14 protein-coding genes and 1 other annotated feature are annotated in these 14,414 nt (G+C 36.1%); of the genes, 12 read left to right on the plus strand and 2 right to left on the minus strand.

Translation table 11 applies throughout. From position 1 onward, the window contains the following. Positions 1-347: 347 nt before the first annotated feature. Both QFZ73_RS17470 and QFZ73_RS17475 read right to left on the minus strand, forming a co-directional pair. The gene (locus QFZ73_RS17470; protein ID WP_251429547.1) at positions 348-1,511 is read right to left on the minus strand and encodes an MFS transporter; all 1,164 of its coding nucleotides are present in this window, start codon (positions 1,509-1,511) and stop codon (positions 348-350) included. Positions 1,512-2,016: 505 nt separating this feature from the next. Then, positions 2,017-2,922, minus strand: a complete 906-nt coding sequence (locus QFZ73_RS17475) for a helix-turn-helix domain-containing protein (protein ID WP_307268732.1) — start codon at positions 2,920-2,922, stop codon at positions 2,017-2,019. Positions 2,923-3,090: 168 nt separating this feature from the next. On the opposite strand from QFZ73_RS17475, the gene QFZ73_RS17480 reads away from it, so the two are divergent. The 12 genes from QFZ73_RS17480 (at position 3,091) to QFZ73_RS17535 (ending at position 14,224) form a co-directional block, all read left to right on the plus strand. Continuing rightward, positions 3,091-3,219 (plus strand): hypothetical protein, encoded by a 129-nt coding sequence (locus QFZ73_RS17480; RefSeq protein WP_285847022.1) that lies wholly within the window; start codon positions 3,091-3,093, stop codon positions 3,217-3,219. 87 nt (positions 3,220-3,306) lie between these two features. Continuing rightward, positions 3,307-4,698, plus strand: a complete 1,392-nt coding sequence (locus QFZ73_RS17485) for an MFS transporter (protein ID WP_307268735.1) — start codon at positions 3,307-3,309, stop codon at positions 4,696-4,698. A 71-nt stretch (positions 4,699-4,769) separates the two neighbouring features. Next, entirely contained in the window at positions 4,770-4,904 is a 135-nt protein-coding gene (locus QFZ73_RS17490; RefSeq protein WP_285847023.1) for a hypothetical protein, read from the plus strand. Positions 4,905-4,956: 52 nt separating this feature from the next. Further along, positions 4,957-5,091: a hypothetical protein gene (locus tag QFZ73_RS17495; protein ID WP_260286709.1), complete on the plus strand. Its 135-nt coding sequence runs from the start codon at positions 4,957-4,959 to the stop codon at positions 5,089-5,091. Positions 5,092-5,143: 52 nt separating this feature from the next. Further along, a complete protein-coding gene (locus QFZ73_RS17500) occupies positions 5,144-5,278 on the plus strand; it encodes a hypothetical protein (RefSeq protein ID WP_285289419.1) in 135 nt (44 codons plus the stop codon). Positions 5,279-5,374: 96 nt separating this feature from the next. Next, positions 5,375-7,258 carry a B12-binding domain-containing radical SAM protein gene (locus tag QFZ73_RS17505; RefSeq protein WP_307268745.1) on the plus strand — a complete coding sequence of 628 codons (1,884 nt, stop codon included), beginning with the start codon at positions 5,375-5,377 and terminating at the stop codon, positions 7,256-7,258. Between the two features lie 29 nt (positions 7,259-7,287). Further along, positions 7,288-8,253 (plus strand): multinuclear nonheme iron-dependent oxidase, encoded by a 966-nt coding sequence (locus tag QFZ73_RS17510; protein ID WP_307268747.1) that lies wholly within the window; start codon positions 7,288-7,290, stop codon positions 8,251-8,253. After that, positions 8,238-9,032, plus strand: a complete 795-nt coding sequence (locus QFZ73_RS17515; protein WP_307268750.1) for a hypothetical protein — start codon at positions 8,238-8,240, stop codon at positions 9,030-9,032. The genes QFZ73_RS17510 and QFZ73_RS17515 overlap by 16 nt, the downstream gene beginning before the upstream one ends. Continuing rightward, on the plus strand, positions 9,022-10,260 hold the full coding sequence (locus QFZ73_RS17520; protein ID WP_307268753.1) for a peptide arginase family protein: 1,239 nt from the start codon (positions 9,022-9,024) through the stop codon (positions 10,258-10,260). The genes QFZ73_RS17515 and QFZ73_RS17520 overlap by 11 nt, the downstream gene beginning before the upstream one ends. Next, entirely contained in the window at positions 10,257-11,330 is a 1,074-nt protein-coding gene (locus QFZ73_RS17525; protein WP_307268756.1) for a TldD/PmbA family protein, read from the plus strand. Before QFZ73_RS17520 ends, QFZ73_RS17525 begins: the two co-directional genes overlap by 4 nt. A gap of 13 nt (positions 11,331-11,343) precedes the next feature. Next, positions 11,344-12,039: a cupin-like domain-containing protein gene (locus QFZ73_RS17530; protein ID WP_307268759.1), complete on the plus strand. Its 696-nt coding sequence runs from the start codon at positions 11,344-11,346 to the stop codon at positions 12,037-12,039. A 539-nt stretch (positions 12,040-12,578) separates the two neighbouring features. Further along, positions 12,579-12,815, plus strand: a binding site (T-box leader). 59 nt (positions 12,816-12,874) lie between these two features. Further along, the gene (locus QFZ73_RS17535; RefSeq protein ID WP_251429573.1) at positions 12,875-14,224 is read left to right on the plus strand and encodes an amino acid permease; all 1,350 of its coding nucleotides are present in this window, start codon (positions 12,875-12,877) and stop codon (positions 14,222-14,224) included. Positions 14,225-14,414: the final 190 nt, after the last annotated feature.

The following is a 14,414-nucleotide window of genomic DNA, read 5'->3' on the forward strand; positions in this document are numbered from 1 at the left end:
AAGAGTTATCTTAGAATTATTTCGTATAATTTCGTTATTGGAATGATAATGGGGTTCATCATTAATTCAATCTATGCGATTTTTGGTATAACCGTAGAGAATGCCTCAGGCGGATGGGTTGTTGGTATGGCAATTTTTCCATTACTTTATGGACTCTATAAAAACCGCCTTCAATTTTCAGGGTTCTATAAAAATGACGGACAAGTAAAACTCTCAAACAGGACAACTGCAATCCTGCTTTGCTTCACCGTGCTAATGTTAACGGTTGCCCCTTTTTTTCACGGAAACATCATGCAAAAAGAGCATGTTTTGATTAAAACATGCTCTTTTTTATACAGTTTTTTGGATTATACAGCGTCCTCTGCAGTATCGAGCCTCTTGCCATATATCCGATAAAGAACCAAAGCGAATATCATTCCTATGAAGGAGATGGAGGAGATGAACAGGTAAAGGGTCTTGCCGCCGAAAGCCCCATATATGGCTCCGCCTATATAAGAAGCAATGATTCCCGAAACCCCGAAGAATAGCAGCGCCAGTACGGTCTGGCCTGTGGCACGCCATTCCACAGGAACGATCCGATACAGATATTGGATGGCTGCCGAGTAGAAAATCGGGAAAGTCAATAGCTGCATGACTTGCAAATAAGCTAATAGCTGTGGATCGGTAATCCACGCAGAGACGAAATAACGGATAAAGAAAAACGCTGCTGCAAATGAAATGATGATGATTTCCTTACCTTTACGCAGCCACCAGAAGCTTAGGGCGAACACAACGATTTCACTTCCCGCCGCTAAGAACCAGGTCAAGCCCACAAGCTTGGCACTTCCTCCAAGTTCCCTGATATACACTCCAAGGAAAGTATCGTTCATCCTTGCTGGGACAGCACAGATGAAGACCAATAACAGAAAGAGAAGCGTCTCTTTATTGCTGAAAAAATGCTTAAGGCTGCTTAAGGTGACAGGTTTCCCTGAAACGGGTGCATCAGGCATCATCCAGCTGACAATGAAACTGATCAAACCTATGCCCGCAAAAAGGAAGGCAAGGCTGTTCGCTCCGAAATATGACATAACATAGCCGGTGATCAGCGATATGACCGCATAACCCAATGCACCATATGTCCGGATGGAACCGTAACTGATCCCGGATTTCTCTGCAATCGTAAAATTGAGGCTTTCCGTCAGGGGATCGATCGGCATCAGAAAGAAATATAGCAGCATGGCAAACAGGATAAGCTGAAGATAACCGCTTGAATCATAGAGGAAATAACCGATTACGCTCGAGAAAAAGATGAGTAACAACAGGACTTTTCGTATAGTCCTTGTTTTGTCACTGATCATTCCCCATAAAGGCTGGGTGATGAGGGTGACAAAACCACCTGTACCGATGATGAATCCGATTTGGGCTGGACGCAAACCTTGATCAGCCAGATAGACTGGGAGAAACGGAATGAAAATGGCAAGCAGTCCAAAATATAAAAAGTTAAAACTCTTTAATAATCGTAATGCTTTCATAGTAAGTATGATACCTCACGTGTTCTATAGATTGAATTGATTTCAACCTTGTCATTGTATCATTGATGACAGAATTTGAAAAAATAGTTTTAATATTTATGGGTGGAAATAGAATGATAGCGTTGGTTTCAAAGAGGTTCTGGACCCATGAGGGTAGGATGCCTTTCAAAATTCATGACATCGAGGAATATAGATAGGGACCCCCTATGCTATCCTTTGCTTTCCAGCTTGAATAAGCTAGGTTTCTTTTATTAATCCTGTTCATGACGCCTATTTGAATGGTTTGAAAAAGGTAGTTATTAGGATTTTTTTACAGGTTATTGGTTTTTGTGTACGAAATATAAAATAACCGTTTTCCTTAACTCTCATGCTTAATTATCGGTAATGATGATATGCAGTCTTTTTACGTTCCAAGACAAACACATTCTCTAAAAAAATTATTTAGAATATATCAGTGACATTATACTAACCAAAAAAGTACTGCATATTTTGCTGAGTGAATTCTTCAATCTTTATACACATTAAGAGATTTCTTTATCTCATACAGTCTTTCCTGAACGACTTTCTCAAATTCGTAATTCTGCTGCAATAAGAATATATTCCTTGCCTCCTCATACCCTTTTGTGGCACTTTCCATGTTGTTCAGTGACTGCAAGGATTGGGCACGCTGATATAAAACTTCTCCCAAAAGGTACATGGATTCTTCCCGGATTAAAATTTGAATAGCATCAGAGCAAATTTTTATGGATTCATAATATTGTGCGTCCTTATGTAATGATTTTGTCAATCCGTAATGAATTCGGACTTTAATTCTATAATTCATTGACGTTTTTGGAAGTTGTTGAAATTGCTTAAGGGCATCTTTATAAGAGGCAATTGACTTTTTATATTCAGCAATTTCGTTATAAATAATGGCTTTGCTATTCAAAATTTCTATTCTTTGAGCAGAAAAAATATGAAAATGAGTAGATAAGTCTAATGCTTGATCTAAAAAATCCAGGGATTTCAATATATCATTATCACAATAATATGCTACAATCCCCCAATGCCAGAGGATGAATTGTTTATTGATAGGTGACTGGAAATCTGCATGGTATTGTTCTGCTTCGAGAATCCGTTTTACCTGCCGATACTCTCTATTTCTAATGGAAACCCTGACTTGAGATTTCACTTCCTCACTATATTCCATTCGGTCTGAATAAGTTTCTAAAAGTATATCTTCAATGCTGATACCTAAACGTAATGAGAGCTCATATAAAGTAGTCGCTAATGGAATGACTTTCCCCTTCTCTATGTTGCTTAGTTGTGCTTGAGTAATGATTCCCTCTGCCATGACTTTTTGTGTTATGCCTGACCTTTTTCTTAAAGTGTAGAGAACATTTCCGAGCTTAAAAGGAATAATTGCATCCATTTTATCAACTCCTCAAAATATAAATACTTTTATATTTTTTTATGTATTTCATTGGAAACACCAAAAAATTATCGAAAAAAATACTCTGTAGCAGTGATACAAGAAAAATGTACCATATCTGGATGGTTTATACTAGTTGTATCGATCAATATCAGGAGGTTAGGGTATATGAATAAAATATTAGTATCTGGGTTCTCCATTCTATTAACGCTAGCGATGGTTTTACAATTCGATTCAAGCGTCAATTTGGCTGTAGATGATCGGCCTATAATAAATGATCTGCCGAATCAGCATTAAGATATAAAAACCAATATCATCCTATGTTAAAAAGGAATGTGCCTAAAGGCGAATTTAAATAAAATAAATAAAAAAAGGATTATTTATATGAAAATAAATAAAGATCAATTATTGATTATAACCATTTCTTCATGTGTTATAGCTAGTGTGATGTCTACGTCCATGTTGACGATTGCGTTCCCTAATCTTGTAGACTTTTTTAATATTTCTTATTCCACACTTCAAATTAGAAATATTCTATTCTTTTCTTTTTTCGCATTTCTCATTCCGCTTTTTGGTAAAGTGGCGGATATATTAGGAGCAAGAAAATTGTTGATATTTGGCCTATCGCTCTTTATCGCTTCTACGATTCTTAGTGGAACCACAAATAATTGGAATTTGTTTTTAGTCTATCAGACGCTTCAGGCAATTGCAGATGCAATGGTAGTACCGGCACAGGTATTATTGATTAGGCAAAGTTTTAAGGATAATAAATTAGGGTGGGCTTTTGGATGGTTTTCCGGAGTTTTAGCGACTGCCTCACTTATTGGACCAGCTGCTGGTGGTTTGGTAATGAAATATTACTCTTGGCAAATGATATTTGGAGTATTGGTTATCATAAGTTGCATATCTTTAATTCTTGTATTAATGATAACTCCCAAATCAAAAAAAAGAATCACGGCGAACCTTCATTTACCTTTAAAAAACAGTTTGGCTTTACTAGTTATGGTAATCAGTTTTCAATTCATATTCAACGATGAAATTAGTATAGTGGAACGGTCACTTTCTATTGCTGTTACGATATTGAGTTTAATTTTATTTATATTTTATGAACGGGCAAACCACGGAAATACTTCTTTGCTTCCAAGAAAGGCAATAAAAAACACCATTTTTATATCATCAATTATTAGAATATTCGTTCTTTTTCTCATCACAAATGTAATAGTGCTTTACATTCCAAGTTACATGCGGGATATACACAATATTCAGCCAGATATTGTTGGCTATATCATTATGGCAGATTCGATACTGGCCGTTTTGTTATCTGGGTATGCAGGTAAACTTGCAGATTTAAAAGACAATAGAAACCTTTTACTTTTATCTATTTCGATTTCCATAATTGGAATGGTAAACCTTACTTTGACAATGTTTAATGGCAGCTTAATATTCTTCATATTTGCATTTCTCCTTTTTGGATTGGCCGGTGTCATTTCCATGCCCACACAAAATAAAATTGCTATGATGTCCGTTCCTGAGGAAGAAACAGGGGTTTATATGGGTTTGTTCCAGATGGTGCAATTTGGAACTGGGGCTTTCGCGGCGGGGGTATTCAACACTTTATTGGATTATGGCACTGACCATGGCGAATTTTCCCAAGTTGGTTTTTCATACGTGTTATTCATTTGTATAGGATTATATTTGGTGGCTATAGGAACAGTCTTTTATGATAAAAGGCTTCTAAAGAGCAATATAAAATTGTCTTTGAAAGAAGAAGTATAATTCTCGTTTAGCTGAAAGTGAAATATGGCAAGAAGAGACAGCTTTGAAGTGATTTAAAGGAGGTGAAACATATGACTAAAGAAGTGGAAAATACACAAGCGGAAAAGCTAGTGGAAAACCTTGAAGTAATCGAAGCTAAAGAGCTAGAAGTGGGTAGTGCATTTCATGCATTCCGTTTCAGTGCAGTGACGGACGCAGAAAAATAGATTAGAACAGAGTTACAGGCAATCCATTGCAAATGTTAAGGAGGTGAAACATATGACTAAGCAAGTGGAAAATACACAAGCGGAAAAGCTAGTGGAAAACCTTGAAGTAATCGAAGCTAAAGAGCTAGAAGTGGGTAGTGCATTTCATGCATTCCGTTTCAGTACAGTGTCGGACGCAGAAAAATAGATTAGAACAGAGTTACAGGCAATCCATTGCAAATGTTAAGGAGGTGAAACAAATGACTAAGCAAGTGGAAAATACACAAGCGGAAAAGCTAGTGGAAAACCTTGAAGTAATCGAAGCTAAAGAGCTAGAAGTGGGTAGTGCATTTCATGCATTCCGTTTCAGTACAGTGTCGGATGTAGAAAAATAAGTTAGATCTTAAATCCATAATGGTGATTCAAAGAGAGTGTTAGCTTTTAAAGAAACTAGCACTCTCTTTGGATAAATTAAAGGAGAATTTCTTTAGATGGAAAATTCAGATGCTATGATAGTTTTTCCTCCTCTAACTGAAGCCAGGCTCTTTCCATATTTAAGTTTACCTATGATTACTAGTTTTTTGAGGAACAAGGGAATGAGTGTAAGTCAAATTGATTTAAATATTGAATTATGCCATACCCTCTTTAGTGAAGATTGTTTAGCTGAATATGTGAGCATCAATGAAAACGGAAGTAAAGACTTAAAATTGATATATAAAGTCGAAATGGCTAAATACTTATTCAAAGAACAAAAGCAACTTTACAATAATGTATTTATTGAGAAAAGATCTTCTGATTTATTGAAGTATGACGTTCGGTTGGTGAGACAAGGCATAGAACTACTACTAGTAAATTCATTTTTAAAACTTGAGATTACCTCATTGGAAGAAATCCTTGAATCGGTAAGGAATTTTAGTTGGAAAAAAAGTGATATTGCAACAAAGGTTTTATACGGAAATATCAAAGAAAAAATTCTTAACGATAAGCCCAAAATCTTCGCGCTTTCTATCGCTTACTATAGCCAAATATTACCTTCCCTTTTAATATGCAAGTGGATTAGAGAACTTTCCCCTAATACCCACATTATTCTGGGTGGGCAACAAATCATGATTCGTCAATCATCTTTCTTTAGCCTGAATGGATTAAATCAATTTGTGGATTCTTTAGGAATATCAGCAGGTGAAGAAACATTATTCATGTTAGACAGGTATTTGAAATACGATTGCCAAATCGGCGAGGTGCCGGATATTGTTTGGCTTAATGAAAAAAATGTTGAAAATGTCCCATCTAAGTCTGCATATAGGATCACCGATGCCTTACCACCTGATTTTTCAGATTTACCGTACAAAAACTATTTAGATGAAGAAGTGCATATGTCTTTGATTACATGTGTGGGGTGTTACTGGGGACGATGCACTTTTTGTTCATATGGTAATAGATCAAGAAAAGAAAAAAGTTATCAGCAGAAAACGGCAAGGCAAGTAGCAAACGAGTGCGAGGATATCATTAACAATTATGGGGTTAATAGAATTAATTTCATAGATGAGAATACTAATTTGAGGCTTGTCGTCAATGCAGTCAAAATACTTAAATCTAGAGGTTATGAAATTAAATTCAGTACACGGAACCGTCTTGAGAATGTGTTGTTAGACGCTGAATTTTGTTTTGAACTAAGTAATTTAGGTTGTATTTTAATGTCTGTTGGCTATGAAACCAATTCTCAAAGGATTTTAGATTCCTTGGATAAAGGAGTGCAATCTAATAATTATCAACAGATAATAGATAATTTACATAATGCCAACATTACGCTGCGAATGTCTATAATTGGTGGCTTACCTGGTGAAACCGAGGATGAAATTAAATGTTCTGAGGAATTTTTACTTAAAAATCAAGATAAAATTGGCATCGACGTCATGCAAATGCTCGTTTTAGAACCAGGTACCTATATTTATGAAGATACAAATAATCCTGATATCCATATTCAATCAGTCAAGAATCTAAGAGGAAACAAATTACTCAATTATGGGATGGGTAGAATGGGAGCTACATTTCAATACTCTGACGGAAAAACGTTTGAAGAAAAGCTGAATAGATTCTTGCAACTGCACAAAAATGTCGACCCCCAAAAGAATGATGAGCTTCCTCCTGATAAATACAAAAGGGAAGGACAGGATATCACTTCAAATACCTTATTCATAAACCCATGGACTAAAATCATTAAGTTAGATAAAACGTATATCATGGATTTTGTATGGCAAAGAATCTTCTTAGTGCCAGATTCCTTAGAAGCATTCGGAAACACACTGGTAATCAGCAAGGCAGACGATAAAAAGTACCTAGAGTATTTTGTCGAAAAAGGTGTGATTAACCCTTAAATAAAATAACTTATGGGGAGGAATGGCAAATGAGCACAGTCTATCAGAAAATAAAATTTCCAAATGTAAAGGAAAAACTTGGACTTGGTTTAGGCATGGATTTACCTTGGGGGGAAGATATAGGTTTTTCCAGCAAAGGGGACCATGACGACATCACGCCTAAGATGAAAGGCTTTTTTCAAAATTATAAAGACGAGTTTAATTATATTTTCTTTGCTTTTCAACCGAAAAATAGAAGTGTGTTAAAAGCCGAGGACTACTTTGATGCCTATGATAGATTATTTGAAGCCAATCCACATCTAAAGGCGAGAGCATTCCATCAAACGATATTAAATATGGGGGCTACCGAGTATTACAAAAAAACAGAAATCATAGAATTCACAAATAAGATTATAGAAAGATATGACATAAGATGGATTGTAGAAGATCTTGGCCTGTGGTCAATAAAAGGGAAAACCGTCCCTTTCCCTTTACCACCATATATGACACCAGCAGGATTGGAAGCTTGTATAAAGAACATCAACGAATACCAATCTGAACTGGCTGTTCCAGTTTCAGTTGAGTTTCCTGGATTCACTGAAGGTACTAACTTCTTTATTGGGGAAATAAATGGATTTGATTATTTCAGAACATTGGTCGAGGAGACAAACTCCCCTATCACTATAGATATTGGTCATATCCTTAGTTATCAATGGTTGTTAGGGAATACAAATGAAAAGATGTTAAATGGTTTAGAAAAATTGCCTTTTGAAAACTGTTTTGAATTGCATCTTTCTGGTTGTCAAATTATTAAAGGGAAATTCAGAGATCTGCATCATGGAGTTTTAATGGATGAACAAATCCAGCTTTTAGATTACTTGCTTCCTTTATGCCCTAATTTAAAAGCCATTACATATGAAGACCCTAAATATACAGATGAAGGAATATTAATTCCGAAGTCACAGAAAAATTATCAAAGAATGAAGGAGGCAGTTGAAAAATGGCAAATGATTTAAAACCGAAGAATTATTCACTGGACGAGTTACTTTACAATTTATTATATGATTACCAATATAGAAATTACTTTTTAAATGATGAATTCAATGAATTGAATTTATCAGCTGATAATTTAAATCACATAAAAACAATAGATAAAGAAGAGCTTGTAGCAACGGCTACAACGATTGTAAGAAATTTAATGAGTGGAAATATTGAACATGAAGGTGGTTTAAGAACATCTTTTCCCGGTGTTTTTCAGGCTTTAGAATTCCTTGATACCGATATAACGCTGCTAATGCATAAGTTCCTGGCGTCCAAACATTTCGAGTGTTATATGGAATTGCCCTATGCAGGGGAAGGGACATGTATCGAGGAAGCGTTTTACAATTATTTGTCTGAAAACGAAGAGTTTATCCTTGCGGCTGATAATAATCATTTACTATTAAAACACGAATTTTTAAATGCCATTTTATCCATACTAACAGTCAATAAACACCCATTTTTCAGAATAGATAGTGACCTGGTTAAAAATAATGGTCATATTCACTATGCGTACCAAACATATTCTAAAGAAATATCCGAGGCACTAAGTGGAAAAAAAGTAGCTAGTGATTCCGAAAAGGTTATATGGCTATATGCAGCGACCGAAAAAAATTTAATTAGGGGCCCCATTCACCCAAGTATATTAGAAATGGTAGAAATAGGAGGTTCAAGGGAAATAAACCGCCAACAAAAGTTCAATCAAGACCAGATAGATTGGATTCTAAACTTAGGATTAATCAAGAATGATGGATAAAATATATGTATATGAGGAACATAGTGAAGTATTTTCATATTGGGTCAATGAAATTCCTGGGAATAGTACCTTGGTTTATTTTGATCAACACTTAGATTTAAAGTTCATAGAAAATTCAAAAATGAAAAGAATCAGTCAGTTCATTAAAGAGGGTCTGTGTATTGATGAATTGAAAAAAGATATTCCTTGTAGGGAAGATGGAAGATATTCGTATGGGATTGATGACTTTTTGTACGCCGCAATACAAGAGGGTCTTTTTCGGAAAATTATATGGGTATACCCTCGTATGTTAGGAGAAAAAGGGTTTAGTGAATTACTTTGGGGGCTTTTATCCCTTGTACCCAACCATGGAAAAGAATTCATATCAAGCTTTAGAAACGGAAAAAATTCTGCTTCTGTACAATTAAATAATATTGAGTTACATGTCACGACTATTGAATATCTGGGAGAATTCATAATTAATGAACAGGTTATTGTAGATATCGATTTGGATTATTTTTATGATCCCAAGACTAATGATTTATCCAATGATATAGACGAAACCTTAAATGTATTGAACGATTTAGGCCTCTTTAATCAAGTGAAAACAATGACCTATTCTATCAAAAGTGGGTTTCTGCCTGAAAGTTTCAGGTGGATGGGGGAGTATATAGCCGGGCAAATGGGGAGGGAGATTGTATATTCCAAGGAAGATAAATTTTCCCCGAAGGTAACGATGGAGAAAATTTCATCAAATAAAAAGTTGAGTCTAGCAGAAATAGATGAATTAAACTTTGAATTGAGACCATTAGGAGCAATAGGGTGGAAATTGAAATCGATTCTCTATACCCAGTCTGGTGAAATTGAACTTGCTAAGAGTTGCTATCAAATAGCGACTAAAACGGGTGATGATTCATATTGGGCTGCCTATGTTTTAGGCATTCACTTTTTCAAGGATGGTAATTATGAAGAGGCTTTAAATTGGTTTAGTAAAACTGGAAATATAGTGGATACCATCGAGGCACATGGCCTAATATTACGTTTAATATGTTGCCTTCGCTTGGAGCTGTATCAAAAAGGATATGATTTATCAAAAGAGTGCATCGAATTATTACCTATGAGAATAGAGGGTTATATATTGGGTGAAGCATTCGCATCAAAACTAGGAATGAAATTATTGGATTTTGATGGAAAGATCCATTACGACCCTTCGCAATCAGTAATTAGTCGAGCTGATACGAAACCATGAACAATGAATATTTAATATCATATGATTCAACTGTTGAAGGGGTTGTTTCACCAAGGTGCGATAATGAAAAGAATAAGTTTCTTCAAGAAGAATTAAATCATTGTTTAAAATTCATTGAACGGGATGGCTATGATCACTTAAGACATTGGAAGTCTTTTAAACTTCGTATTGGATTAAGCAGTAATGAATTAAAGTATTCCATCCTTATCATGATTTTAATAGAGACTTCAACATCTATTATTCCAGTATTATGGCAAACAAGAACTAATAAGTCACCATGTTCTGAATTAATGGATCATTTTGAAGTTATTTTAGCGGAAGTAGAAGCTGCTATATATGGTCAGCAACTTGAACGCAAGATTGAAACACAAATTGTGCTTGAGCCATGGACTGGATCTCATTATGTACACGAATGTTTTGGTCATACTTTAGAAGCAGATAATTACCTGGAGTATTTAAAGCCAAATGGAATAACGATGGGATACAAATGGTCAGAATATAAAATTAACGTATTCGATGACCCGACCATTCCTGGGCAAAATGGTAGTTATTTATTGGATGCGGAACAGAATGAAACATTTAGGACTCACTTAATAAAGGACGGGATAACCGTAGGTTTGATGCATAATGCAAAAACTTGTAAGCTCCTAGGCTTACAATCTTCCTGTAATGCAAGAAGCGTTGGCATATCTTCACTTGCGATGCCAAGAATGTCAACAACTTATTTGGATTCTGGCAATATGGAAGTACAGGAGATAATTTCAGGAATCGACAATGGTATTTATTGCAGAGGTGCCTGGGGTGGGGGGTCACTTGGTTTGAATTTTGTAATCCGTCCATCATATGGTTTGGTCATTAAAAATGGGAAAGTAACCAATAAAATACTTAGAAGATTTGATATTAAAGGAAACAAACTTGATTCAGCTAAAGCTATTAAGTCCCTTAGCAATGAACTGCTTTTCTTTAATCCGGTTTTCGGTTGTAATAAGAATGGTGAAAATAATCTTAGTGTCACCCAAGGGTCACCTCATATTCATTTTGAAAATCTAACACTTTATCCCGTACTCTGAAAGGATGAGCGAATTGATAGAAAAGATACACTATAAACAATTATCACTAACGAATTTTGAAGAAAATTATGCGGGTAAAAAGCCACTGATAATAACTGGATTAGTAGATTTATGGCCTTCTAGGGACTGGGATACAGACTATCTCCAGTCTAATTATGGAGAAAGGGAAATCATCATAAGGAAATCAGGATATGATCAAGAAAAAAAATTTTACAAATCAAAACTTGGTAAATTCATCGGTATATTAAATGATAACCCAGAAAAATTGTATTGTGACTGGCCTTTTTCCATCATGGGCAATGAGGATTTAGAGAGTTATTTTGAAACCCCATCTCTATTCAACCATAATACAATCAAGACAAAAAACAACAAGAAATTAAAATGGATTTTCCTTGGTTCGGTTGGAACAGGAACCCCAATACACCAGGATTTTGAGAAATCACATAATTGGAATGCAGTAGTATTTGGCCAAAAAAAGTGGATTTTTTTCAGTCCTGATGATACTGAGTATGTGAAAGAATTTAAGCATGATTTATTCGATTTTGATTTAAAGGAGGATCCAGATTTCAAATATACCACGCCCTACATTGTGGAACAGTTTTCTGGAGAATTAATGTACACACCTAAAAATTGGTGGCATGCCGTTCGTAATATCGAAACTTCTTTCTCGGTTAGTGAGAATTTTTGGTATAAAGATGAAAGGGAATAATCCTTTATTCCTTTTAAGTGTACAGGTTAAAAACTCATATTTACTAAATTTAGCGGCTTACAAACATTCAAGTGGATTTTAGTGGTGCCGCCATACCTTAATGAAATCGGGAAATCAGCCATAGGGCTGTTTTTCTTTTTACCTTCTGAACCCGTTTTACCCCTCGTAAGCACGCCTGCTTTTCTTCAAAAAACCTCCATACGAATTTAACGATTCTTCTTGTACTCTTAAAGATAAAAGTCTAATGTGAATCATCTCAGAAAAAAAGGCAAATAGGAGCTGTGTTAATTGTTGGTTATTCCATTTAGAAGAGTTCTTGATAACTCTTTAGGTCCATGGCCAAACATCTTGAATAACTCTCCCCAGAGTACTTGCATCAACTTTATTTTAAATAGCATTTTACGGATTTCATATGGCTGGCTCAACACGGTTTCCCATGATTTGTTTCTTTGAAAATATTATCCTAAGAAAGTTATTGACAAATTTACTTTGAGTCCGTATAGTATGGGATATTATTAAAAATATTCAGATATAATTTTTGAAACGCAATGATCAGGAGTAGTAAAAGCTCATTATTCGGTAAAGAGAGCTGCGGGTTGGTGCAACGCAGTCCAATGATACTTTGAACTTGCCTGGGAGTGGTAAAGCGAAAGATAGGAATTATTCTATTCTTTTGTTTTAACGATTGACCTTCGTTACAAGGTTTTTAAAGCAGGGTTCTTAAATGAGCCAATAAGAGTGGTACCGCGGTAAGCTTAAGGCATATCGTCTCTTTCTTCATTTGATTATGAAGGAAGAGACGATATGCTTTTTTTGATTTTGGGGGGGTAAGGATATGGAAACGGACAAACGGAATTTACAGAGGACAATGACTTCAAGGCATATTACGATGATGGCATTAGGCGGTGCCATCGGGGCAGGTTTATTTAAAGGAAGCAGTTCAGCCATTGATATGGCAGGCCCTTCCGTAATCATTGCGTACTTGATAGGGGGCATCATCCTATTATTCATCATGCAAGGTTTAGCTGAAATGGCGGTCCGCAATAGCGGTGCACGAACATTCAGGGATTTGGTCCAATCGATTTTAGGAGAGTATCCTGCCTATTTCCTGGATTGGATCTATTGGAAAATGTGGGTATTGAATATCGCGGCCGAATCAGTGGTTGCGGCGATTTTCATTCAATATTGGCTGCCTGGATATCCAATCTGGATACTGGCATTAGCTGTTTCGGTTTTAGTTACTGCGGTTAACTTGCTGTCGGTAAAGGTTTTTGCTGAAACGGAGTACTGGCTTGCTTTAATTAAAATTACCGTCATCATTGTATTCATCATGGCTGGATTATTGTTGCTGCTCGTTACTTTTGGTGATCATACAGCCGTCGGTTTTTCTAACTTGACTGAGCATGGCGGTTTCTTTCCGAATGGATCGAAAGGGTTGATCACGGCGATGCTGGTGGTAATCTATTCATATGGCGGTACGGAAATCATCGGGGTTACATTAGCTGAAACGAAAAATCCTGAAAAAGTGGTTCCAAAAGCCGTTCGCAGTACATTGGTCAGGATCATTTCTTTCTATATCATTCCTTTTTTCATCATCGTTAGCTTAATTCCTTGGGACGAAGTAAACGGGGTGCAGGAAAGTCCGTTTGTAATGGTCTTTCAAATGATCGGTATTCCAGGTGCCGACCATATTATGAACGCCGTTGTTCTATTAGCGATCATTTCATCGATGAACTCCGGGTTGTATGGTTCATCCCGCGTTCTGTATACACAAGCCGTGGATGGTCGCATTCCGAAAATATTTTCCCGGTTATCCAAAAAGAAAGTACCTGTTCCCGCAATCTTAATGTGTACTTCCGCTTTATACGGCGGTGTATTGATTTCCTTATTTGCTGGAAGCAAGACCTTCGAATTCCTAATGGGTTCGCTGGGATATACGGTATTATTCATCTGGTTGATCATTGCTTTCGCCCATTTGAAATCACGTAAACAACAGTCAGAAAAAACAAGTGCCTATTCAGTAAAATGGTTCCCGTATACGACTTGGGCTGCGATCATCGCTTTAATAACGATCCTGATCGGCATCATTTTCACGACATCCATAATCGTTACGATCATTACACTTTGCATCTACATCTTCATTTCCTTAACGTTTGTATGGAAAAAACGCCATAACAAAATCTAGAGAAAGCGGGGATATCAGCACTTTTGCCTTCTCGCATATAAGTTTCAGTTTCAAGCCGTGGTATATATGCCATGGCTTTCGTTATGTAGTCTTGGTCTGATGAAAAGTAAGAGATATCCATTTTACTAGTTCATGGGAATCATTAACTTTAGCATTTAAAGAGTTAATCCAGTGAAAAATGTTGTATAAT

This window comes from Peribacillus sp. V2I11 (assembly GCF_030817135.1).
GTDB lineage: Bacteria > Bacillota > Bacilli > Bacillales > DSM-1321 > Peribacillus > Peribacillus simplex.

What these genes read in the sequence shown, in the direction of transcription:
- QFZ73_RS17485 (WP_307268735.1), top strand. Translation starts at nt 3,307, where the DNA reads ATGAAAATAAATAAAGATCAATTATTGATTATAACCATTTCTTCATGT.
- QFZ73_RS17525 (WP_307268756.1), top strand. Translation starts at nt 10,257, where the DNA reads ATGAACAATGAATATTTAATATCATATGATTCAACTGTTGAAGGGGTT.
- QFZ73_RS17490 (WP_285847023.1), top strand. Translation starts at nt 4,770, where the DNA reads ATGACTAAAGAAGTGGAAAATACACAAGCGGAAAAGCTAGTGGAAAAC.
- QFZ73_RS17500 (WP_285289419.1), top strand. Translation starts at nt 5,144, where the DNA reads ATGACTAAGCAAGTGGAAAATACACAAGCGGAAAAGCTAGTGGAAAAC.
- QFZ73_RS17495 (WP_260286709.1), top strand. Translation starts at nt 4,957, where the DNA reads ATGACTAAGCAAGTGGAAAATACACAAGCGGAAAAGCTAGTGGAAAAC.
- QFZ73_RS17535 (WP_251429573.1), top strand. Translation starts at nt 12,875, where the DNA reads ATGGAAACGGACAAACGGAATTTACAGAGGACAATGACTTCAAGGCAT.
- QFZ73_RS17480 (WP_285847022.1), top strand. Translation starts at nt 3,091, where the DNA reads ATGAATAAAATATTAGTATCTGGGTTCTCCATTCTATTAACGCTAGCG.
- QFZ73_RS17520 (WP_307268753.1), top strand. Translation starts at nt 9,022, where the DNA reads ATGATGGATAAAATATATGTATATGAGGAACATAGTGAAGTATTTTCA.
- QFZ73_RS17505 (WP_307268745.1), top strand. Translation starts at nt 5,375, where the DNA reads ATGGAAAATTCAGATGCTATGATAGTTTTTCCTCCTCTAACTGAAGCC.
- QFZ73_RS17510 (WP_307268747.1), top strand. Translation starts at nt 7,288, where the DNA reads ATGAGCACAGTCTATCAGAAAATAAAATTTCCAAATGTAAAGGAAAAA.
- QFZ73_RS17515 (WP_307268750.1), top strand. Translation starts at nt 8,238, where the DNA reads ATGGCAAATGATTTAAAACCGAAGAATTATTCACTGGACGAGTTACTT.
- QFZ73_RS17475 (WP_307268732.1), bottom strand. Translation starts at nt 2,922, where the DNA reads ATGGATGCAATTATTCCTTTTAAGCTCGGAAATGTTCTCTACACTTTA.
- QFZ73_RS17470 (WP_251429547.1), bottom strand. Translation starts at nt 1,511, where the DNA reads ATGAAAGCATTACGATTATTAAAGAGTTTTAACTTTTTATATTTTGGA.